This is a genomic window from Nocardioides sp. OK12 (genome assembly GCF_024341885.1).
GTDB lineage: Bacteria > Actinomycetota > Actinomycetes > Propionibacteriales > Nocardioidaceae > Nocardioides > Nocardioides marinisabuli.
On sequence record NZ_BNET01000001.1, the window covers coordinates 663,402 to 684,973 of the forward strand.

General features: G+C 74.6%; 21 protein-coding genes. 15 read left to right on the forward strand and 6 right to left on the reverse strand.

The window, feature by feature from the left end; translation table 11 throughout:
* Nucleotides 1-166: 166 nt before the first annotated feature.
* Entirely contained in the window at nt 167-1,969 is a 1,803-nt protein-coding gene (locus tag OCU29_RS03275; protein ID WP_261818761.1) for a long-chain fatty acid--CoA ligase, read from the reverse strand.
* A gap of 200 nt (nt 1,970-2,169) precedes the next feature.
* Between OCU29_RS03275 and OCU29_RS03280 the strand changes: the two genes are divergently transcribed.
* From OCU29_RS03280 to OCU29_RS03300, 5 genes are read left to right on the forward strand one after another with little or no spacing between them, the layout of a single operon-like run.
* Nucleotides 2,170-2,619 carry an SRPBCC family protein gene (locus OCU29_RS03280; RefSeq protein WP_261818762.1) on the forward strand — a complete coding sequence of 150 codons (450 nt, stop codon included), beginning with the start codon at nt 2,170-2,172 and terminating at the stop codon, nt 2,617-2,619.
* Nucleotides 2,620-2,632: 13 nt separating this feature from the next.
* Nucleotides 2,633-3,844 carry an ArsA family ATPase gene (locus tag OCU29_RS03285; RefSeq protein ID WP_261818763.1) on the forward strand — a complete coding sequence of 404 codons (1,212 nt, stop codon included), beginning with the start codon at nt 2,633-2,635 and terminating at the stop codon, nt 3,842-3,844.
* The gene (locus OCU29_RS03290) at nt 3,841-4,407 is read left to right on the forward strand and encodes a hypothetical protein (protein ID WP_261818764.1); all 567 of its coding nucleotides are present in this window, start codon (nt 3,841-3,843) and stop codon (nt 4,405-4,407) included. The genes OCU29_RS03285 and OCU29_RS03290 overlap by 4 nt, the downstream gene beginning before the upstream one ends.
* The gene (locus tag OCU29_RS03295) at nt 4,404-5,345 is read left to right on the forward strand and encodes an ROK family glucokinase (protein WP_261818765.1); all 942 of its coding nucleotides are present in this window, start codon (nt 4,404-4,406) and stop codon (nt 5,343-5,345) included. The genes OCU29_RS03290 and OCU29_RS03295 overlap by 4 nt, the downstream gene beginning before the upstream one ends.
* Nucleotides 5,346-5,361: 16 nt before the next feature.
* Nucleotides 5,362-6,360: an ROK family protein gene (locus OCU29_RS03300; RefSeq protein ID WP_261818766.1), complete on the forward strand. Its 999-nt coding sequence runs from the start codon at nt 5,362-5,364 to the stop codon at nt 6,358-6,360.
* Between the two features lie 43 nt (nt 6,361-6,403).
* Here OCU29_RS03300 and OCU29_RS03305 read toward each other — a convergent pair whose 3' ends face one another.
* Nucleotides 6,404-6,883: a hypothetical protein gene (locus tag OCU29_RS03305; RefSeq protein ID WP_261818767.1), complete on the reverse strand. Its 480-nt coding sequence runs from the start codon at nt 6,881-6,883 to the stop codon at nt 6,404-6,406.
* Between the two features lie 23 nt (nt 6,884-6,906).
* A complete protein-coding gene (locus OCU29_RS03310) occupies nt 6,907-7,701 on the reverse strand; it encodes a carboxylesterase (protein ID WP_179616073.1) in 795 nt (264 codons plus the stop codon).
* 83 nt (nt 7,702-7,784) lie between these two features.
* Here OCU29_RS03310 and OCU29_RS03315 point away from each other — a divergent pair, with 83 nt between their 5' ends.
* The 5 genes from OCU29_RS03315 to OCU29_RS03335 all read left to right on the forward strand — a co-directional run bounded on the left by OCU29_RS03315 (nt 7,785) and on the right by OCU29_RS03335 (nt 11,912).
* Nucleotides 7,785-8,510, forward strand: coding sequence for a 1-acyl-sn-glycerol-3-phosphate acyltransferase (locus OCU29_RS03315; protein ID WP_261818768.1), 726 nt, complete (start codon nt 7,785-7,787; stop codon nt 8,508-8,510).
* Nucleotides 8,511-8,560: 50 nt separating this feature from the next.
* Nucleotides 8,561-9,700 (forward strand): MacS family sensor histidine kinase, encoded by a 1,140-nt coding sequence (gene macS / locus OCU29_RS03320; protein ID WP_261818769.1) that lies wholly within the window; start codon nt 8,561-8,563, stop codon nt 9,698-9,700.
* Nucleotides 9,697-10,233: a flavin reductase family protein gene (locus OCU29_RS03325; RefSeq protein WP_261818770.1), complete on the forward strand. Its 537-nt coding sequence runs from the start codon at nt 9,697-9,699 to the stop codon at nt 10,231-10,233. Before macS ends, OCU29_RS03325 begins: the two co-directional genes overlap by 4 nt.
* 91 nt (nt 10,234-10,324) lie before the next feature.
* Nucleotides 10,325-11,014: a response regulator transcription factor gene (locus OCU29_RS03330; protein WP_261818771.1), complete on the forward strand. Its 690-nt coding sequence runs from the start codon at nt 10,325-10,327 to the stop codon at nt 11,012-11,014.
* A complete protein-coding gene (locus tag OCU29_RS03335; protein ID WP_261818772.1) occupies nt 11,007-11,912 on the forward strand; it encodes a hypothetical protein in 906 nt (301 codons plus the stop codon). Before OCU29_RS03330 ends, OCU29_RS03335 begins: the two co-directional genes overlap by 8 nt.
* A gap of 267 nt (nt 11,913-12,179) precedes the next feature.
* Here OCU29_RS03335 and glpK read toward each other — a convergent pair whose 3' ends face one another.
* Both glpK and OCU29_RS03345 read right to left on the reverse strand, forming a co-directional pair.
* Entirely contained in the window at nt 12,180-13,667 is a 1,488-nt protein-coding gene (gene glpK / locus OCU29_RS03340; RefSeq protein WP_261818773.1) for a glycerol kinase GlpK, read from the reverse strand.
* Complete coding sequence (locus OCU29_RS03345; RefSeq protein ID WP_261818774.1) at nt 13,664-14,497, reverse strand: DUF1028 domain-containing protein; 834 nt, start codon at nt 14,495-14,497, stop codon at nt 13,664-13,666. The genes glpK and OCU29_RS03345 overlap by 4 nt, the downstream gene beginning before the upstream one ends.
* Before the next feature lie 65 nt (nt 14,498-14,562).
* On the opposite strand from OCU29_RS03345, the gene OCU29_RS03350 reads away from it, so the two are divergent.
* Nucleotides 14,563-15,816, forward strand: a complete 1,254-nt coding sequence (locus OCU29_RS03350; RefSeq protein WP_218876340.1) for an MFS transporter — start codon at nt 14,563-14,565, stop codon at nt 15,814-15,816.
* 13 nt (nt 15,817-15,829) lie between these two features.
* On the opposite strand, the gene OCU29_RS03355 is transcribed toward OCU29_RS03350, so the two are convergent.
* The gene (locus OCU29_RS03355) at nt 15,830-16,363 is read right to left on the reverse strand and encodes a hypothetical protein (protein WP_261818775.1); all 534 of its coding nucleotides are present in this window, start codon (nt 16,361-16,363) and stop codon (nt 15,830-15,832) included.
* Between the two features lie 67 nt (nt 16,364-16,430).
* Here OCU29_RS03355 and OCU29_RS03360 point away from each other — a divergent pair, with 67 nt between their 5' ends.
* The 4 genes from OCU29_RS03360 (at nt 16,431) to OCU29_RS03375 (ending at nt 21,569) form a co-directional block, all read left to right on the forward strand.
* Nucleotides 16,431-17,459, forward strand: coding sequence for a 6-phosphofructokinase (locus tag OCU29_RS03360; RefSeq protein ID WP_261818776.1), 1,029 nt, complete (start codon nt 16,431-16,433; stop codon nt 17,457-17,459).
* A gap of 75 nt (nt 17,460-17,534) precedes the next feature.
* Nucleotides 17,535-19,007: an APC family permease gene (locus OCU29_RS03365; RefSeq protein WP_261818777.1), complete on the forward strand. Its 1,473-nt coding sequence runs from the start codon at nt 17,535-17,537 to the stop codon at nt 19,005-19,007.
* A gap of 59 nt (nt 19,008-19,066) precedes the next feature.
* Nucleotides 19,067-20,416 (forward strand): class II 3-deoxy-7-phosphoheptulonate synthase, encoded by a 1,350-nt coding sequence (locus OCU29_RS03370; RefSeq protein ID WP_261818778.1) that lies wholly within the window; start codon nt 19,067-19,069, stop codon nt 20,414-20,416.
* 160 nt (nt 20,417-20,576) lie between these two features.
* Nucleotides 20,577-21,569, forward strand: a complete 993-nt coding sequence (locus OCU29_RS03375; RefSeq protein WP_261818779.1) for a low specificity L-threonine aldolase — start codon at nt 20,577-20,579, stop codon at nt 21,567-21,569.
* Nucleotides 21,570-21,572 lie beyond the last annotated feature (3 nt).

Here is a 21,572-nt window from a genome sequence, read left to right on the forward strand (position 1 = left end):
CCGCACTGACGCGAGGTCCCCATGCTCCGCCCGTCGACCCGGGTGCACAGGTGCACCCGCCTCCGTACCCAATGCTAGGTACGGCGGCCGGGCCCCGTGGCCGGTTTCGGGAACCGTTCGGGTAAAGGATGTGGCTGGTGTGACTAGGCCTTCCCCGCCGAACGGGTCAGGCGGGGGGAGCGGCGAAGAGCTCCTCGACGCGGGCGCGCTGCTCGCGCATCACCACCGAGCGCTTGAGCTTGAGGCTCGGGGTGAGCTGGCCGCCCTCCTCGGTCCACTCGTCGGGCAGCACCACGAACCTGCGGATCGACTCGGCCTTCGAGACCGCCTTGTTGGCGTCGTCGACGGCCTTCTCGATCTCGGCGCGCAGGTCGGGGTCGTCGACGAGCGCGGCCGGGTCGGCGGACTTGCCGTGGGCCTGCGCCCAGCCGGGCAGCACCTCGCGGTCGAGGGTCACCAGCGCCGCGATGTAGGGCTGGCCGTCGCCGACGACCACGCACTGGTCGACCAGGGCGTGCGCACGCAGGCGGTCCTCGAGGACCGCGGGGGCGACGTTCTTGCCGCCGGCGGTCACCAGGATCTCCTTCTTGCGCCCGGTGATGCGCACGAAGCCCTCGTCGTCGACCTCGCCGACGTCGCCGCTGTGGAACCAGCCGTCCGACTCCAGCGCCTCGGCGGTGGCCTGCTCGTTGTCCCAGTAGCCGGCGAAGACCTGGCCGCCGCGGAAGAGCAGCTCGCCGTCGTCGGCCACGCGCACCGCGGTGCCGGGCATCGGGCGGCCCACCGTGCCCATGCGGGTGGCCTCCGGGGTGTTCACGCACAGCGCCGCGGTGGTCTCGGTCAGGCCGTAGCCCTCGAGCACGTGGACGCCGATGCCGCGGTAGAAGTGACCCAGCCGCTCGCCGAGCGGCGCGCCACCGGAGACGGCGTACGCGCACTGGCCGCCGAGGGCGTCGCGCAGCTTGGCGTAGACCAGCCGCGAGAACACCGCGTGGGCCGCGCGCACCCGCAGCGGCACCCGTCCCTTGTCCTGGGCGCGCGACCAGGCGATCGCGGTCTCGGCGGCCTTGTCGAAGATCGCGCCGCGGCCCTCGGCGGTGGCCTTCTGCGAGGCGGTGTTGAAGACCTTCTCGAAGACCCGGGGCACCGCGAGGATGAAGGTCGGGCGGAAGACCTGGAAGTCGGCCAGCAGGTTCTTGATGTCGCAGCTGTGGCCCAGGCGCACGCGCTTCTTGACCGCGCCGATCTGGATGATGCGCGCGAAGACGTGGGCCAGCGGCAGGAACAGCAGGGTGGCCGCGCCCTCGGACTCGAAGAGCGCGTCGAGCTCGTCGGTGGCCACGGTCAGCTCGAACATGAAGTTGCCGTGGGTGAGCATGCAGCCCTTGGGGCGACCGGTGGTGCCGGAGGTGTAGATCAGCGTCGCCAGGTCGAGCGGCGTGGCGCTGGTACGACGCTTCTCCAGCTCGCCGTCGGAGATGTCCTCGCCGAGGCGGGTCAGCACGTCGACCGCGTTGTCGGCGAAGGACCACAGGTGGTTGAGCTCGCTCAGCTCGCCGCGCACCGCGGCGACCCGGGCGACGTGCTCGGGGCCCTCGGCGACCACGGCGCGGGCACCGGAGTCGCGCAGGATCCAGCCGACCTGCTCCTGGGAGGAGGTCTCGTAGACCGGCACGGTGACGGCGCCGGCGAACCAGATCGCGTAGTCGAGCAGCGTCCACTCGTAGCGGGTCTTGGAGATCAGGGCGACGCGGTCGCCGGCCTCGACGCCCGCGGCGACCAGGCCCTTGGCCACGCCGGTGACCTCGGCCAGGAACGCGGCGGCGGTGACGTCATGCCAGTCCCCGTCGGGGCCGGGCCGGCTGAAGACGACCGCGTCGGGCGCCTGCTCGGCGTTGGTGACGACGTCGTCGGTCAGGTTGCCGGTCGCGGGGACCTCGATGGTCAGGGGCGTGGAGAACTCACGCACGTCTGTCTCCTTCATGCTCACGAATCCGGTCCGGTCGAGCGCGCGGTCATGCCCGCCTCGGCGAGCACGCCCGCCGCGGCTCGGGGCGGGACGCGCACGGCACGTTACCGCCGCCGCGAGGTGGCGGCCCATCCGGTACAGTCGCCGCGCACTCCGGGGCGAGACCCGGGTCACCACCCGGAGGGACAGGGGGCAGCCAGATGGCCGAGCAGACCACCTCGTCGATCGTGATCGACGCCACGGCAGCGCAGGTCATGGCGGTGATCGCCGACTTCCCGGCGTACCCCGCCTGGGCCAAGGGTGTGAAGACCGCCGAGGTGCGCTCCACCATCGACTCCGGCCCCGACGCCGGCCGGGCCCGCGAGGTGTTCTTCTCCCTCGACGTCTCGCCGATCAAGGACGAGTACACGCTGGCCTACGAGTGGGACGGCGACCGCCAGGTCACCTGGACCCTGGTCGAGGGCAAGATGCTGCGCGCGCTCGACGGCGCCTACGTGCTGCGCGAGCGTGACGGCGCGACCGAGGTGACCTACCGGCTCGCGCTCGACGTCTCGATCCCGCTCATCGGCATGCTCAAGCGCAAGGGCGAGAAGATCCTCATCGACACGGCGCTGAAGGGCTTGAAGAAGCGCGTCGAGTCGCTCGGCTGAGCGGGGCCGCTGCGTGCGCATCCTGCTGTTCACCGGCAAGGGCGGGGTCGGCAAGTCGACCGTCGCCGCGGGCACCGCGGCGCTCGCCGCGGCCGCGGGGCACCGCACCCTGGTGCTCTCCACCGACGCCGCGCACTCCCTGGCCGACGCCTTCGGGGTGACCGCGGGCCCCGAGCCCACGCCGGTCGCGCCCGACCTCTTCGTGCAGCAGGTCGACGCGCAGCGCAAGCTGCAGCAGTCGTGGACCGAGGTGCAGCACTACCTGCTCTCGGTGCTCGACGTCGCCGGCGTCGATCCCGTCGCCGCCGAGGAGCTCACGGTGCTGCCGGGCGCCGAGGAGGTCCTGGCCCTGCTCGAGCTGCGCCAGCAGGCGCTGTCGGGCCGCTGGGACGTCGTGGTCGTCGACTGCGCGCCCACCGCCGAGACCTTGCGGCTGCTGGCCCTGCCGGAGGCGCTGGGCTGGTACATGCAGCGCGTCTTCCCCGCCGAGCGGCGCATCATCAAGGCCCTCAAGCCCGTGCTCACCCGCAGCGTGGGGGTGCCGATGCCCGGCGACAACGTCTTCGACGCCATCGAGCGGCTGCACGCCGAGCTCGACGAGGTCCGCACCCTGCTCTCGGGGCCCGAGGCGAGCGTGCGCGTGGTGCTGACCCCCGAGAAGGTCGTGCTCGCCGAGGCCCGGCGCAGCTGGACCCACCTGTCCCTCTTCGGCTACCGCGTCGACGGCGTGGTCGCCAACCGGGTCTTCCCCGCCGCCGAGGGCGACGACTGGCGCGCGGGCTGGGTGGCCGCGCAGGCGGGCGTGCTCGAGGAGGTCGACCAGTCCTTCGCCGGGCTGCCGGTGTGGCGCTCGGAGTACCGGCCCGAGGAGCCCGTGGGCGTCGAGGCGCTGCGCCGCCTCGCCGAGCAGGTGTACGCCGGCACCGACCCGCTGGCCGTGCCGACGGGCCAGGGCCCCTTCAACGTCGAGCGCACCGCCGGCGGCGCCGTGCTGCGCCTGGCCCTGCCGCTGGTCAGCCGCGCCGAGGTCGACCTGGCCCGCAACGGCGACGAGCTGGTGCTCACCGTGGGGTCCTACCGCCGGCTGCTGACCCTGCCCGCCGGCCTCGCGCGGCTGCGGGTCGCGGGCGCCCGGGTGGTGGCGGGCGGCCTCCAGGTGCGCTTCGTCGAGCCCGACCAGCCGGCCGCGCCCACGGGCGACGTACGACGGGAGGCGGCGCGGTGAGCGGCGAGCAGCCCCCCGGCGGCCCCGGCGACACCGGCGGCCCCGAGGACGTCGGCTCCCTGGCCGAGGAGGCCGCGAAGCTCTTCGGCGCGCTCACCGACTGGGCCCAGGACCAGGCCGGCGACCTCGGCGACCTCGGCGACCTGGGGGACCTGGGCGCCGCCGGGGCGCGCGCCGCGCAGGGCGACCTGGGCGACCTGGGTGCCCACCTCGCCGGGCTGGCCGGCCATGCCGTCGACGCGGCCGCGCAGGTGCGGGCCCACCTCGGCGAGGCGCTCGACGACCACCTCGCCACCGGTGCGCCGGAGTGCCGCTGGTGCCCGGTGTGCCGCGGCGTGCACGCGGTGCGCCAGGTCAGCCCCGAGGTCCGCGCCCACCTGGGGGCGGCCGCCTCCTCGCTGGTGCAGGCGGCCGCCGCGATGATGGCGACCACGCCGCCGTCGGGCCGCGGACGCGACGTGGAGACGATCGACCTCGACGAGAATTGGCCCGACGACCAGCCCGCGTCCGAGACTTCCCCGGACCCGTCCGACACCCAGCCCGACCCCGGAGACCCCACATGAGCCTGACCTGCGGCATCGACATCGGTGGCACCAAGATCGCCGGCGGCGTCGTCGACGAGCAGGGCACCATCCTCGAGGAGCTGCGGGTGGTGTCGCCGGCCAGCTCGGAGGAGGCCATCGAGGACGCCGTCGCCGGGCTGGTCCACGAGCTCGGCTCGCGCCACGACGTGAGCGCCGTCGGCATCGGCGCCGCGGGGTACGTCGACCGCTCCCGCTCGGTGGTCATGTTCGCCCCCAACATCGCCTGGCGCGACGTCGCGATGCGCGCCGACCTCGAGCGTCGCGTCCACCTGCCGGTCGTGATCGAGAACGACGCCAACGCCGCCGCGTGGGGCGAGTTCCGCTTCGGGGCCGGCCACGACGTCGAGGACCTCCTGCTGGTCACCGTCGGCACCGGCGTCGGCGGCGGCATCGTCCTCGACGGCGCGCTGCACCGCGGCGCCTTCGGCGTCGGCGCCGAGATCGGCCACATGCGCGTGGTCCCGCACGGCATCCTCTGCGGCTGCGGCAACCGCGGCTGCTTCGAGCAGTACGCCTCCGGCTCGGCGCTGGTGCGCGAGGCCCGCGCCGCGGCGTCGGGCGGCTCCCTGCTGGCCCGCGGCGTCCTCGACCTGGCCGGCGGCGACCCCGAGGCCATCACCGGGCCGCTCATCACCGAGGCCGCGCGCGCCGGCGACCCCTTCGCGATCGAGCAGCTCGCCGAGCTCGGCCGCTGGCTCGGTGAAGGCATCGCCTCGCTCACCGCCGTGCTCGACCCGGCCGCCGTGGTCATCGGCGGCGGCGTCAGCGAGGCCGGCGACCTGCTGCTGAACCCGATCCGCGCCGCCTTCGCCGCCCAGCTCACCGGTCGCGGGCACCGCCCCACCCTCGAGATCCGCAAGGCCCGCCTGGGCAACCGTGCCGGGCTGATCGGCGCCGCCGACCTCGCCCGCATCTGAGCGGGCACACGTCGCCGTGACGCTCACGCCGGCCGGGTCGGGCGCGCTGCGCCCCGTCGTCATCGGGGTCGACGTCGGGGGCACCAAGGTGATGGCCGCCGAGGTCGCCATCGACGGCACCGTCACCCGGGTGGCTCGCCGCGCCACCCCCGGACGGCGGGTCCACGTCGCGCTGCTCGAGGACGCCCTGACCGAGGCCGTGCTCGAGGTCGCCGACGGGCGCCGGGTCGCCGGCGTCGGCCTCGCCGCGGCCGGGTTCGTCGACGCCGCGGGGGAGCGGGTCGCCTTCGCCCCGCACCTGCCCTGGCGCGGCCACCAGGTCCGGGCCCGGCTCACCGACCGGTGGGGCGTGCCGGTCTTCCTCGACAACGACGCCAACTGCGCCGCGCGCGCCGAGTCGGCGCACGGCTCGGCGCTCGGCGCGGCCGACGCGCTCGTGCTGACCCTCGGCACCGGCATCGGCGGTGCCCTCGTGGTCGGCGGCGCGCTGCACCGCGGCCGCAACGGGATGGCCGGCGAGTTCGGGCACACCCGGGTCGTGCCCGATGGGCGCGACTGCGAGTGCGGCGGGCACGGCTGCTGGGAGCAGTACTGCAGCGGCAACGCCCTGGTGCGCGCCGCCCGCGCCGCGATGGCAGCCGACGGCCCGCTGGCCTCGGCCTGCGCCGGCGACCTGGCCGCGGTCACCGGGCCGATGGTCACCGACGCCGCGCACGCGGGCGACCCGGCCGCGCTGGCGGCGTACGCCGAGGTCGGGGAGTGGCTCGGCATCGGTGCCGCCAACCTCGTCGCCTGCTTCGACCCCAGCGTGGTGGTGGTCGGCGGCGGGGTGTCGGCCGCGGGCGACCTGCTGCTCGAGCCCGCCCGCGCGGCCCTGGGCCGCTCGCTGGTGGGGGCGCCGCACCGCGTGGTGCCGCCGCTGCTGCGGGCCCGCTACGGCCCGGAGGCCGGTGTGGTCGGCGCCGCGGACCTGGTGCGCGAGGGCCTGGGCCGCCACGCGCGACCGCGCGCCTGAGCCCGGCGTACGGCGCCCGCGGGCGCACCGCCCGGCACCCCGGTCAGATGCGGGAGCCGTCGTCCCAGGGGTCGCGGGGCTCGTGGGGCATCTGGCGCACCAGGTAGACGAACCCACCCACGAACCAGGCCACCATCAGCCAGCCCACCCAGCGCGGCAGGTCGATGCCGACCAGCAGCGAGACCAGCAGCACCACGGGCGCGCCGAACACGCCGATCCAGGCGATCCCGCGGTCGGGCGCGGGCACCGGCAGCGGGCCGGGGTCGGGCGGCACGAAGCGGTCCTCGTCGTCGACCGGCGGGGTCGGCTGCGGGGTCGGCTCCGGGCTGGGCTCGGCGGCGGCACCCGGCTCGGGTCGCGCGGGGCGGACCAGGTCCTCGTCGGGGCCCTCGGCACCCTCGGGGCCCTCCGGGCGGGCGCGCTCGTCGTGGCCGGGAGCGGGCTCGCCGTCGTCGAGATCGGCGCGCTCGCCGAAGTTCTCGACGATGGCGCGCCAGGCCTCGTCGTCGTCCTCGCGGTGCACACTGCGAGCGTAGGTGGTGGCCCTCAGTCCGAGGTCACCCGGGCGACGAAGGCGGCCGACTCCTCGATGAGCAGCGGCAGGTCGTTGTCGAGGGTCGCCACGTGGTAGCTCTCCTCGAGCCGCAGCACGCTCACGTCGCGCGAGGAGACCCGCGAGGTGATCAGCGGCTCGGAGGACTCGTCGACCACGTGGTCGACGCTCGAGCGGGCGTAGAGCAGGGGAGCGGTGACCTGGGGCAGGTCGGCGACCAGGCCGGGCCACGCCTGCATCATCGAGTGCACCGCCTTGAGCGGGGTGCGGGTGTAGCCGTGCTCGGAGACGCCGGGCTTCTTGATGTCGTCGGCGATGCCGGGGAACGAGGCCACCACGTGCTTGAGCACCGGCAGCAGCTTGACGTCGAGGCGCTTGCTGGAGACCGCGGGGTTGACCACGACCACCCCGGCCACCTCGGTCGCCGAGGCGGTGTCGGCGGCCAGGCGCAGCACCAGCGCGCCACCCATCGACAGCCCGGCCAGCACGACCCGGTCGCAGCGCTCGACGAGCCGGCGGTGCGCCTCGCGCAGCTCGGCGTACCAGTCGTCCCAGCGGTAGGTGTTGAGGTCCTGCCAGGTGGTGCCGTGCCCGGGCAGGCGCGGCACCTCGACGGCGTACCCCTTCTCGGCCAGGGCCTCGGCCCACGGGCGCATCGAGGCCGGCTGGCCGGTGAAGCCGTGGCTGAGCAGCACGCCGACCCGGCGCCCGCCGGTCAGGTCGGGCCGCGGGTCGGTGGCGAACGGGGAGGCCAGCGGGTGCACGGGCGGTGCCGACGCATCAGTCATGCGCGAGATCATGCCCTAGGCTGAGCGCGCGCCGCAGGAGGCTCCTGCGGCGGTCGTCGGTTCGCGGTCGGGAGGCTGTCTCGGTGTTCTACTGGTTCCTGAAGTGGGTGGCTCTCGGCCCGCTCCTGCGCATCGTCTTCCGCCCCCAGGTCGAGGGCTGCGAGCACGTGCCCGACGAGGGCCCGGCGATCCTGGCCAGCAACCACCTCTCCTACGCCGACTGGCTGTTCATGCCGCTCACCCTCTCGCGCCGGGTGACCTTCGTGGCCAAGGCCGAGTACTTCACCGGCACCGGGCTCAAGGGCTGGCTGCAGAAGACCTTCTTCTCCGGCTCGGGCCAGGTGCCCATCGACCGGGCCGGCGCCGACGCCGCGGCCGGTGCGCTGCTGTCGGCCAAGCGGGTGCTGGGCGAGGGCGGCCTCTTCGGCATCTACCCCGAGGGCACCCGCTCCCACGACGGCAGGCTCTACCGCGGCAAGACCGGCGTCGCGCGGCTCGCGCTCGAGACCGGTGTGCCGGTCGTGCCGGTCGCCGTCGTCGGCACCGACGTGGTGGCCCCGCCGGGCAAGAAGTTCGGCACCTTCACCCGCCCCGTGGTCCGCTTCGGCAAGCCCCTGGACTTCTCGCGCTACGAGGGTCTCGAGAACGACCGCTACATCCTGCGCTCGATCACCGACGAGATCATGTACGAGATCATGCGCCTCTCCGGCCAGGAGTACGTCGACATGTACGCGACCCGGGCCAAGGAGGAGTCGAAGAAGGCGGACGCCGCCGCCGCCAAGGCGGCCGAGCAGAAGAAGGCGTCCTGACCCGCCTCGCCGAGGCTTTCCGGGGGGCCACCGACCCCGCCGCCGTCGCCGTGGAGGACCGCCTCCTCCAGGCGCTGGCCTGGCTGCGCTGGGTGGTGCTGGCCAACGCGGTGGTGCTCAACGTCTACCGCTACGACAACTTCGAGCGGCCGCTGCTGGGCATGGGCGTGGTCGCGGTGCTGGTGCTGTGGACGCTGCTGGCCGGGCACTGGTACGCCGACCACGCCCGCCGCGGCTGGCCGCTGCTGGTCGCCGACCTGGCGGTCGCGGTCGCGGCGATGGTGGCCACCCCGCTGGTCAAGGGCGCCGACTTCAACGCCTCGGTGCCCGGCTTCTGGGTGATGGCGGCGCTGCTGGCCTGGGCCGCGCACCTGCGCTGGCAGGGCGGGCTGGTCGCCGCGGTGGTGCTGGCCGGCACCGACCTGGCCGTGCGCCAGGACGTCAGCCAGTCGGTCTACGGCAACGTCTTCCTGCTGCTCATCGGCGGCCCGATCGTGGGCTACCTGGCCGCCTCGCTGCAGCAGATGGCCACCGAGCGCGACCGCGCCGAGCGGGCGGCCGCGGCCGCCGCCGAGCGCACCCGCCTGGCCCGCGCGGTCCACGACGGGGTGCTGCAGGTGCTGGCGCTGGTGCAGCGCCGCGGCCACGAGCTCGGCGAGCAGGGCGAGGAGCTGGCCCGGCTGGCGGGCGAGCAGGAGAGCGTGCTGCGCGGGCTGATCCGCACCCAGGACGCGGTCGGGCCGGTCCCCGGCGCCGTCCCCGGTGCGCCCGGTGCAGCGGGTGCGGCGCGCGTGGTCGACCTGGCCGCCGAGCTGACGCTGCTGGGGCGCCGTCCGGGCGTCGAGGTCGTGGTGCCGGCCGGACCGGTGCGCCTCGAGTCCGCCGCCGCCACCGAGCTGGCCGCCGCGGTCGCTGCCTGCCTCGACAACGTGCAGCGGCACGTGCCGCCGGGTGACGACGGCGCGCCGCCGCGGGCATGGGTCCTGCTCGAGGACCTGCCCGACCGGGTCGAGGTGTCGGTGCGCGACGAGGGCCCGGGCATCCCCGAGGGCCGCCTCGAGCAGGCCGAGGCCGAGGGCCGGATGGGCGTCAGCGGCTCGGTGCGCGGGCGCCTGCACGACCTCGGCGGCAGCGCCACGCTGACCACCGGCTCCTTCGGCACCGAGTGGGAGCTGGTGGTGCCGCGATGACCATCCACGACTCGCACCCCTTCGCCGACCCCGACCCCGACCCCGTACGCCGGCTGCGCGGGCGGCTCGGCGGCGCCGTCACCCTGTGGGCCGCGGGCGAGGGGGCGCTGCGCGACGGGCTCACGGTCACCTCGCTGATGCTGGCCCACGGCGAGCGGCCCAGCCTGCTGGCGCTGCTCGACCCCGACGCCGACCTGACCGGCACCCTGCTGGACACCGGGCGGGCCGTGGTCTCGCTGCTGGCCTGGGAGCACCGCTACCTCGCCGACGCCTTCGCCGGCACCGCACCCGCGCCGGGTGGGCCCTTCCGGCTGACCGACTTCGAGCAGACCGACTGGGGCCCGCGGCCAGTCTTGGCGCCCACGTGGGCCGGTGTCGAGGTGGAGGACCAGCGCCAGGTCGGCTGGTCGCTGGAGGTGACCTGCCGCCTCGCGCACGTCGTGGTCGGCGAGGACGACGGGCCGGGCGGTGCGCTGGGGCACCGGCGGGGGCGCTACCTGCGGCTCGGAGAGGCCGGCGGCACCACGCCCTGACCCTGGGCCCTGACCCTGGGGCCTGACCCTGGACCTGACCTCGGGGCCCTGATCCCGGGGCCCGGGGCTCGCGCGGCATAGGGTCGGCGCCATGAGCGCCGTCACACCCTTCGACGCCGAGCCCGTCGCGCCGCTGCGCGTGATGGTGGTCGACGACCACCCGATGTGGCGCGACGCGGTGGAGCGCGACCTCGCCGCGGCCGGGCACCACGTCGTGGCGGTCGCCGCCACGGGCGACGAGGCGTTGGCACGGTTCCCGGCCGCCCGGCCCCAGGTGGTCGTCCTCGACCTGCAGATTCCCGGGCCCAGCGGCGTCGAGGTCACAGCCGGGGTGCTCGCGGTCGACCCGTCGGCACGGGTGCTGATCCTCTCGGCCTCCGGCGAGCAGGCCGACGTGCTGGCCGCCGTCAAGGCGGGCGCCACCGGCTACCTGGTCAAGTCGGCCTCGAAGGCCGAGCTGCTCGCCGCCGTCGCGGCGGTCGCCGTCGGCGACCCCGTCTTCACCCCGGGCCTGGCGGGGCTGGTGCTGGGGGAGTACCGCCGGCTCTCCGACACCCCCGACGACGACCCGGGCGCCGGGCACCCCGAGCTCACCGAGCGGGAGACCGAGGTCCTGCGGATGGTCGCCAAGGGCTGGTCCTACAAGCAGATCGCCGAGCGCCTGGTGCTCTCGCACCGCACGGTGCAGAACCACGTGCAGAACACGCTGCGCAAGCTGCAGATGCACAACCGCGTCGAGCTGACCCGGTGGGCGATCGAGCGTGGCCTCGACGATGAGTGAGCAGGCCGACGCGCCGTCGCTCCTCGACCTGGCCGAGGACCTCTACGGGTTGCCGCTGGGCGAGTTCACCGCCTCGCGCGACGCCCTGGTCAAGCAGCACCGCGGCAGCGACCTGGCCCGCGACCTCAAGGCCCTGCGCAAGCCGACCACCGCCGCGTGGGTCGTCGACCTGCTGGTGCGCCACGAGACCGAGCAGGTCGAGCAGGTGCTCTCGGTCGGGGCCGCGCTGCGCGAGGCCCAGGCCTCGATGTCGGCCGACGAGCTGCGCACGCTGACCAAGCAGCGCCGCCAGCTCACCGCTGCCGTCACCACCACCGCCCGCGGCCTGGCCCGCGAGCACGGGCTGCGCGTCACCGAGGCCGTCGCCGAGCAGGTGCAGGCCACCCTGACCGCGGCCATGGTCGACGCCGACTGCGCCCGCGCCGTGCGCAGCGGGCTGCTCGTGGCCCCGCTCGAGACCACCGGCGTCGACGACGTCGACGTGGCCGCGGCGCTGGCGCTGCCGCAGGCGCTCGGCTTCGAGGCCCGCGCCGCCGCCCCCGCCGAGGCGCCCCCGCGGCCCGAGCTGCACGTCGTACCCGACCCGGAGGCGCAGGAGCGCGCCCGCGCCGAGGCCGAGGAGGCGCTCGAGGCGGCCGACGAGGAGCTGGCCCGGGCTCGCGAGGCCCGCGAGGAGGCCGGCGCGCGGGTCGAGGAGCTCGAGGCCCGCGGCCTGCAGGTGCAGTCGGAGATCGACGAGCTGCGCCGGCGCCTGGCCGAGCTGGAGTCGACCAGCGAGGACGTCGACGACGAGCTGGGGGAGGCCGAGGACGAGCGTGACGAGGCCCAGGCCGCCCTCGAGGAGGCCGAGGCCGAGCGCGACCGCGCCGCCCGGGCCCTCACCCAGGCCGCCCGCTGACCCGGCGCAAACTTCCCACCGACCCGGCGCGAACCTCGCGCTGACCCGGCGCAAACCTCGCACCGAGCCGGCGCGAATCTCGCGCTGACCCGGCGCAAACCTCCCACCGACCCGGCGCGGACCCGCCCGGGTTCTGCTGCGGGCGGGCGCGGCCGGGTCAAGCGGAGGAGCCAGCCGGGTCGACGAGAGATCCGGGCCGGGTGAGTGGAAGATCTGCGCCGGGTCAGCGCGAGATATGCGCCGGGTCAGCGTGGGGTTGGGCCCTGGTCACAGGAGGGCCCAGCCCTTGGAGCGCTCGACCGCCTCGCGCCAGCGGGCGTGCTCGGCGTCGGCGCGCTCGCGGTCGCCGCGGGGGGAGAAGCTGCGGTCGAGCTGCCAGGTCTCGCGCAGGTCGTCGGTGGAGCTCCAGACACCGGTGCCCAGGCCCGCGAGGAAGGCGGCGCCGAGCGCGGTGGTCTCCGACAGGCGGGGGCGCTGCACCTCGAGGCCGAGCTGGTCGGCCTGGACCTGGCAGAGCAGGTCGTTGGCGCAGGCCCCGCCGTCGACGCGCAGCGAGGTGCGGGCCGGAACGGTGCCGTGCATCGTCTGGAGCACGTCGCGCACCTCGAAGGCGATCGCCTCGAGGGTGGCGCGCACGATGTGGGCGCGGGTGGTGCCGCGGGTCAGGCCGTGGATGGTGCCGCGGGCGTGCGGGTCCCAGTCGGGGGCGCCCAGGCCGGTCAGGGCCGGCACGAAGACGACCCCCTCGGAGCTGTCGACGGTCGCCGCGATCGCCTCGGTCTCGGCGGCGGAGCCGATGATCTGCAGGCCGTCGCGCAGCCACTGCACCGCGGCACCCGTGACGAAGACGGCGCCCTCGAGCGCGAAGGTGTCGGTGCCGTCGGGCGAGCGCCACGCGGCGGTGGTGAGCAGCCCGGCGTCGGAGCGCACCAGCTCGCCGCCGGTGTTGGTGAGGATGAACGAGCCGGTGCCGTAGGTGCACTTGGCGTCGCCGACGTCGAAGCAGGTCTGGCCGAAGAGCGCCGCCTGCTGGTCGCCGGCGATGCCGGCCACCGGGAGCGAGAGGCCCAGGAACGAGCGCGGGTCGGTGGTCGCGACCTCGCCCCAGCTGGGCACGATCTCGGGCAGCGCGTCCACCGGCACCCCGAAGAGCGCGCACAGCTCGGCCGACCAGTCGCCGGTGGTGAGGTCGTAGAGCAGCGTGCGGCTGGCGTTGGAGACGTCGGTGACGTGCTCGAGGCCGCGGGTCATCCGCGCGACCAGGTAGGAGTCGACGGTGCCGACGGCGTACCGGCCCTCCTCGACCAGCGCCCAGGTGCGCGGCTCGTGCTCGGCCAGCCAGGCCAGCTTGGTGCCGGAGAAGTAGGGGTCCAGCCGCAGCCCGGTCAGCTCGGCGACCCGCGGCTCGTGGCCCTGCTCGCGCAGCCGCACGCAGATCTCGGCCGTACGTCGGTCCTGCCAGACGATGGCGCGCCGCGGGGAGCCCAGGGTCTCGCGGTCCCACAGCAGCACGGTCTCGCGCTGGTTGGTGATCCCGATCGAGGTCAGCTCGGCGGCGTCGACCTGGCCCAGCACCGCGCGCACCGACTCCAGGGTCGCCTGCCAGATCTCCTCCGGCGCGTGCTCGACCCACCCGGGGTGCGGGAAGTGCTGGGCGAACTCCTGGTAGCCGCGGGCCCGGACCTGGCCGGAGGCGTCGACGACGACCGCGGTGACGCCGGTGGTGCCGGCGTCGATCGCCAGGACACAGCTCACGCGGTGGCCTCGTCGGGGCCCCCGCGCACCACGGCCAGGATCCGCCGGTCGATCCAGGACAGGTCGGGTGCCACCCGCATCTCGTAGTTCTCGGTGCCGACCCACGCGTGGAAGTCGCGGTGGCCGCCCTCGGCCGCGAACCGCTCGAGCTCGGCCTCGAGCTCGGGGGTGACGGCCACCTTCTCCTCCTCGGTGGAGGCGGTCAGGTAGAGCTCGTTGAGGTCGAGCAGGCGGGCGAGCTCGACCACGGGGTCGGCGTGGTCGTCGACGCGCAGGTCGACCTCGATGTCGTCGAGACCGCCGTACCCGGCCTCGTCGCGCACCACCAGCAGCGCCGCCGACTGGCGACCGCGGCGGTCGCCGCCGGCCCGGTCGCCGGCGTGCAGCGCGGCCAGCAGCCGGGTGCCGAGCGGGGCTCCCGGGTCGGAGCCGAGGAACGCGGTCTCCATCGCCTCGAGGACCTCCTCGCCGGCGAGCACGTTGCCCTGCAGCGCGTAGCCGTCGCCGCTGCGCCCACCCGCCCAGTCCAGGCACAGGGGGCCGGTGAAGGTGGCGGCGCCGCCGTCGACGTCGACGATGCCGACCTGGCGGTGGTCGCGGCCCTCGTCCTCCTCGAGCAGCCGGTCGAGGGCGACCGCGGCGGTGGCGCCCTCGTCGAGGTGCGAGAGCGCCAGGCCCTTGAAGGCGACGTTGGCGTCGGCCTGGGTGGCGATGGCGCCGACCTGGGCCACCGCGGCGGGCACGGCGCTGCCGACGGCCAGGAACTTCGAGGCCACCGCCACCCCCCAGGACTCACCGTCGGCGGAGCGGGCCACGATCGAGAAGGTCATGCCGGGACTGTAGCGATCCGGGGACGGGTCGACGCCCGAGCCACCGCACTGTGAGGATGCTCCGCGTGCCGCACACGACCACCTGGGCCGAGCGCCTGGGCTGGCCCTCTCTCGGGGACCACCGCCGCTTCGTCACCGCGATCGCCATCGACGCGGTCGGCAGCGGCGTCTTCATGCCGGTCTCGGTGCTGTACTTCCTGGCCACCACGTCGCTGGGGCTGGTCGAGGTCGGTGCGGCGCTGTCGCTCTCGGCGCTCCTGGCGCTGCCGGTCGGGCCGCTGCTGGGCGGTGTCGTCGACCGCTTCGGCGCCAAGGTCGTGCTGCTGGCCGGCAACGCGCTGCAGGGTGTGGGCTTCCTGGCCTACCTGCTGACCGAGTCGTTCACCGCGGTCGTCGTGTGGACCGTCGTGGTGACCCTGGGGCGCACCGCCTTCTGGGGCTCCTACGGCACCATCGTGGCCGCCATCTCGCGGCCGGGGGAGCGGGAGCGCTGGTTCGGCTTCCTGGGCGCGCTGCGCAACGTCGGCTTCGCGCTCGGCGGGCTCGCGGCCGGGCTCGCCATCACCATCGGCACCCCGTCGGCGTACGCCGCCATCGTGGTCGTCAACGCGGCGTCGTACGCCGTGGCCTTCCTGCTGCTGCTGTCGGTGCCGGCCACGGCCTCGAGCGGCCACCGCCCCGAGCCCGGCTCGTGGGCCACGGTGCTGCGCGACCGGCCCTACCGGCTGCTGGTGCTGGGCCAGCTGTGCTTCGCGATGTCGATGATGGTGCTCAACGTGGTGCTGCCGGTCTACGCCACGACGGTGCTGGGGCTGCCCGGCTGGGTCACCGGCACCGTCTTCACGCTCAACACGGTGCTGGTCGGCCTGGGCCAGGGGTTGGTGGTGCGCGCGATGACGGGCGCGCGCCGCTGGCGGGTGCTGCTGCTCGCCCACGCCACCTTCGCGGCGGCGTACGCCGTCATGGCGCTGGCCGGTGCGCTCCCGGTCGCCCTCGCGGTGGTCGCGCTGCTGCTCGGCTCGGTCGTCTACACCGCCGGCGAGCTCCTCGGCGGGCCGGTGCACGGCGCCCTGTCGGCCGAGGCGGCGCCCGAGCACCTGCGCGGTCGCTACCTCTCGCTGGTGCAGCTGGCCTGGGGCGTGGCGGGCGCGGTCGCGCCGGTGACCTTCGCGTGGCTGCTCGACCGCGGCGTGTGGCCGATCTGGGCGGCGCTGGGCGCGATCGCCCTCGCGGGCGGCCTGGTCGCCCTGCGGCTGGGCCGGGTGATGCCGCTGGCCACCGACCGGGTCAGCACCCGCTCCGAGGTGCTGGCGGTCTGAGCGGCCGCGCCGGTCAGCGCGCCGCCGGCCGGCGTCGTACGACGAGCAGGGCGGCGGCGCCGAGCGCCAGCAGCCCGGCCAGCGCCAGCACGCCCGGGACGGCGCCCCACGCGCCGAGGCCGACGAGCGGGGCGGGCAGCCGCGGGGCGGTCTCGACGGCCACCGCGGTCTCGTGGACCGTGCTGCCCCCGCCCCCGGTGCAGGTCACCTCGACGGTCGCGGACGCCGGTTCGAAGGAGGCGGTGCCTGTCCAGTCGCCGGGGCTGCCGCCCTCGCGACGGTAGGAGGCGTCGAGCGGCGCCATCGGCAGGTCGCGGCCCGTGGTCGTGTCGACCGCGGAGCAGTCCGGCGTCGCGTCGGGCTCGTAGGTCCACAGCACCGCCGTGCGGTCGCCGGCCAGCCGTACGTCGTGGGGTCGCCCGTCGGCCGGGACGAGCGACGCCTCGTCCCAGCGGTAGCCGTCGAGGTGGGACGCGGCGAGGCCGGCCCAGGAGGCGGCGGCGGCGAGCAGCAGGGCCACGCCGGAGGCGAGCAGGCGGACGGTCATGGCGCGCATGCTCGCACGCCGCCGGAGGTGATGGCCGTGCGACGCGCTCGCGACTAGGGTCGAGGTCATGCGAGTGGGAGTGCTGACCGGAGGCGGGGACTGCCCCGGCCTCAACGCCGTCATCCGTGCCGTGGTGCGCCGTGGGGTGCGCGACCACGGCTTCGAGCTGATCGGCTACCGCGACGGCTGGAAGGGCCCCCTCGAGGGGCTGAGCTTCCCGCTGGGCATCGAGCAGTGCCGCGGCATCCTGCCGCGCGGCGGCACCATCCTGGGCTCCTCGCGCACCAACCCGTTCGCGATCGACGACGGGGTGGAGCGGATCCGCGCCAACCTGGCCGCCGACGGGGTCGACGCCCTGGTGGCGATCGGCGGCGAGGACACCCTCGGCGTGGCCACCAAGCTGGCCGAGGCGGGCGTCTCGGTCGTCGGGGTCCCCAAGACCATCGACAACGACCTGTCGGGCACCGACTTCACCTTCGGCTTCGACACGGCCGTCAACATCGCCACCGACGCGATCGACCGGCTGCACACCACCGCCGAGTCGCACCACCGGGTGCTGGTGGTGGAGGTGATGGGCCGCCACGCCGGCTGGATCGCCCTGCACGCCGGCATGGCCGGCGGCGCCAGCGCCATCCTGATCCCCGAGCAGCCCTTCGACATCGACGCCGTCTGCGACCACGTCCAGACCCGCTTCGAGAGCGAGTACGCCCCCATCATCGTCGTCTCCGAGGGCGCGGTGCCCAAGGACGGCGGCGACATGACGCTCTCCTCGGGGGAGAAGGACTCGTTCGGCCACGTGCGCCTGGGGGGCATCGGCGACCGGCTGGCCAGCGAGATCGAGCAGCGCACCGGCAAGGAGGCGCGGGCGGTCGTGCTGGGCCACATCCAGCGCGGCGGCACCCCCACCGCCTTCGACCGGTGGCTGGCCACCCGCTTCGGGCTGCAGGCCGCCGACGCGGTCGCCGACGGCGACTTCGGCACGATGATGGCGCTGCGCGGCACCCGCATCGACCGGGTCCCCCTGATCGAGGGCACCGGCGAGCTCAAGACCGTCAGCCCCGCCGAGTACGCCGAGGCCGAGGTCTTCTTCGGCTGAGGTCCCCGCGCCCGCAGGTTTGGCCGGGGCGCCGCGGGGCAGGACTCCTCCCAGCACCACGACCCGGGAGGCAGCATGGCCACGCAGAGCACGACCCGCCCCGACCCGGCGGAGCAGCGTGACGAGGGGGCGGGGGGCGAGCTCAAGCGGGCCATCGGCCCGCGGCTGCTGCTGTTCTTCATCGTCGGCGACATCATCGGCGCCGGCGTCTTCGCGATCACCGGCGACGTGGCCGGCGAGGTCGGGGGCGTGGCCTGGGTGCCGTTCCTGGTCGCCTTCGCCGTGGCCGCCCTGACCGCGCTGTCCTACCTCGAGCTGGTCACCAAGCACCCGCAGGCCGCCGGGGCCGCGCTGTTCGTGCACAAGGCGTTCAACGTGCACTTCCTGACCTTCCTGGTGGCCTTCGCGGTGGTCTGCTCGGGCATCACCAGCGCCTCGACGTCCTCGGGCCTGGTCGCCTCCAACCTGCTGCTCGGCCTCGACGGCCTCGTCGGCGGCGTACCCACCGGCGACACCGCGACCCTGCTCGTCGCGCTCGGCTTCATGGTGCTGCTCGCGCTCGTCAACCTGCGCGGCGTCGGCGAGAGCGTTCGTTTCAACGTGGTGCTGACCTCGGTCGTGGTGCTCGCGCTCGGCGTCATCATCGCCATCGGCTTCTGGGCGATGGCCACCGACGGCGACGTGGGCCGGGTCGTGGTCTTCGAGTCGCCGGGCGACAAGAACGTCTTCGCGGCCATCACCATCGCCACCACGGTGGCGTTCTTCGCGATGGTCGGCTTCGAGGACTCCGTGAACATGGTCGAGGAGGTCGAGGACCCGGGCCGGACCTTCCCCCGCATCATGCTCACCGGCCTGGGCATCTGCGCGGTGATCTACGTGCTCGTCGCGATCACCGTGGTCGTGGTGATCCCGCCGGGCGACATCACCGACCCGGTCAACCCCGAGGCCGGCATCCTGCTCGACGTGGTGCGGGTCGGCGCGCCGGGGTTGCCGATCGACGACATCTTCCCGTTCCTGACCGTCTTCGCGGTCGCCAACACCGCCCTGATCAACATGCTGATGGCCAGCCGGCTGATCTACGGCATGGGCAAGCAGGACGTGCTGCCGCGCTCGCTGTCGGCGGTGCTGCCGGGGCGCCGCTCCCCGTGGGCCGCGATCCTCTTCACCACCGCCATGGCGCTGGGCCTGATCACCTTCGTGCGGCTGCGCTCCGACAGCGACGTCGTGGTGGCGCTGGCCGGCACCACCGGGCTGCTGCTGCTGGTCGTCTTCACGGTCGTCAACATCGCCTGCCTGGTGCTGCGCCGCGACACCCGCACCGAGCCGGTCTTCCGCGCCCCGACCTGGGTGCCGTACGTCGGTGCCGCGACCGCCGCCTTCCTCGTCGGGCCGTGGGCGCGCAACGAGGACGACCACATCCAGTACTCCATCGCCGGGGTGCTGCTGCTCATCGGCGTCGGCCTGTGGGTGCTGACCTGGGCCACCAACCGGGGGGTGCGGGCCAAGCGCACCGGCTTCCGTGACATCGACCACCTCGAGGGGCAGTGAGCGTCCCACGCCCGAGCCGCGAATCGGAGGGGCGCCCCGCACGGACGTAGTCTGGTCGGGTGAGCGCCATCCCCGATCTCGAGAGCCTGCACGCCCGCGGAGCAGCCCAGCAGCCGTCGTACCCCGACCGTGCTGCCGTCGACGCCGCCGTCACCAAGCTGCGCACGATGCCGCCGCTGGTCTTCGCCGGTGAGTGCGACGACCTGACCGACAAGATCGCCGCGGTCACCCGCGGCGAGGCGTTCCTGCTGCAGGGCGGCGACTGCGCCGAGACCTTCGCCGGCGTGACGGCCGACAACGTGCGCAACAAGCTGCGCGTGCTGCTGCAGATGGCGGTCGTGCTGACGTACGCCGGCTCGGTGCCGGTGGTCAAGGTCGGCCGGCTGGCCGGGCAGTACGCCAAGCCGCGCTCCTCCGACAACGAGACCCGCACCGTCGACGGCGAGGCCGTCACGCTGCCGGCCTACCGCGGTGACGCCGTCAACGGCTTCGAGTTCACCGAGGCCTCGCGGGTGCCCGACCCGCAGCGCCTCGTCGACGTCTACAACGCCTCGGCCGCCACCCTCAACCTGGTGCGCGCCTTCGTGACCGGCGGCTACGCCGACCTGCGCCAGGTGCACACCTGGAACACCGACTTCGTGCGCTCCAGCCCGATCGGCCAGCGCTACGAGTCGATGGCCGCCGACATCGAGCGCGCGCTGACCTTCATGAAGGCCATCGGCGCCGACCCCGACGAGTTCCACCGCGTCGACTTCCACTCCAGCCACGAGGCGCTGGTGCTGGAGTACGAGCACGCGATGACGCGCATCGACTCGCGCACCGAGGCGCCGTACGACGTCTCGGGGCACTTCGTGTGGATCGGCGAGCGCACCCGCCAGCTCGACGGCGCCCACGTCGAGCTGCTGAGCAAGATCCGCAACCCCATCGGCGTGAAGCTCGGCCCGACCACCACCGCCGACGACGCGATCGCGCTGGCCGCCAAGCTCAACCCCGACAACACGCCCGGGCGCCTGACCTTCATCACCCGCTTCGGCGCGGGCAAGATCCGCGACGGCCTGCCCGACCTGGTCGAGAAGGTCACCGCCGCGGGCCTGCAGGTCGCCTGGGTCTGCGACCCGATGCACGGCAACACCTTCGAGGCCTCCTCGGGCTACAAGACCCGCAAGTTCGAGGACGTCATCGACGAGCTGCAGGGCTTCTTCGACGTCCACCGCGCCCTGGGCACCTGGCCCGGCGGCATCCACATCGAGCTCACCGGCGACGACGTCACCGAGTGCGTCGGTGGTGGCGAGGAGCTGGCCGAGATCGACCTCGGCAACCGCTACGAGTCGGTCTGCGACCCGCGCCTGAACCGGGTGCAGTCGCTGGAGACCGCCTTCCTCGTCGCGGAGATGCTCAAGAAGGCCTGAGGCACCAGCCCGCCGGCCCGCCGAGTCGGCGCTACTTCCTCGCCGAGTCGGCGCCAGTTCCGGAACTGGCGCCGACTCGCGCGTGAACTGGCGCCGGCTCGGCGTGCGCGCCCACCCGGCCGGTTCGAACCGGCCGGCTCGCGGGTGTGAGGATGCCGGGGTGATCGACCTGCGCTCCGACACCCTGACCCAGCCCACCGAGTCGATGCGCGCCGCCATGGCGCGCGCCGAGGTCGGCGACGACGTGTACGGCGAGGACCCGACCGTCCTCGACCTCGAGGAGCACGTCGCGGGGCTGCTGGGCCACGAGGCGGCGCTCTTCACCCCCACCGGGTCGATGGCCAACGTGCTGGCGGTGCGCGCCCTGGTCGAGCCCGGTGAGGAGGTGCTGTGCGAGGCCTCCGCCCACATCGCGCGCGCCGAGCTCGGCGCCCACGGCGCGATCTCGGGGGTCACGATGCGCACCTGGCTGCACTCGCGCGGCCAGCTCGACCTCGACGTCGTCGGCGGCATGCTCGCCCCCGACATGGGGCCGTTCTTCGTCCGCACGGCCGCGGTCTCGGTCGAGAACACCCACAACTTCGCGGGCGGCACGGTGCTGCCGATCGGCGACCTGCGCGACCTGCGCGAGCTCGCCGACGGCGCCGGCATCGCGGTGCACGTCGACGGCGCACGGCTCTGGAACGCGCACGTGGCGACCGGCACGCCGCTGGCGGAGTACGGCGCGGTCGCCGACACGATGGCGGTCTGCCTCTCCAAGGGCCTCGGGGCCCCGGTGGGCTCGCTGATGGTCGGCAGCGCCGACGCGATCTCCGCGGCGCGGGTGCGCCGCAAGCGGATGGGCGGCGGGATGCGGCAGGTCGGCATCCTGGCCGCCGCCGGCCGGCACGCCCTCGACCACCACCTCGACCGCCTCGCCGACGACCACGAGCACGCCCGCCTGCTGGCGGAGGCCTGCGGGGTCGACCCGGCCGGCGTGGACACCAACATCGTGGTGGTGCCCCACGACGACGCACCGGGCTACGTCGCACGCGCGGCCGAGGCCGGTGTGCGCGTGGCGGCCGTGGGGCCGCGCACGGTGCGCCTGGTCACCCACCTCGGCGTGGACCGCGCGGCCGCCGAGCGGGCCGCGGCCGTGCTGGCCCGCCTCTGAGCC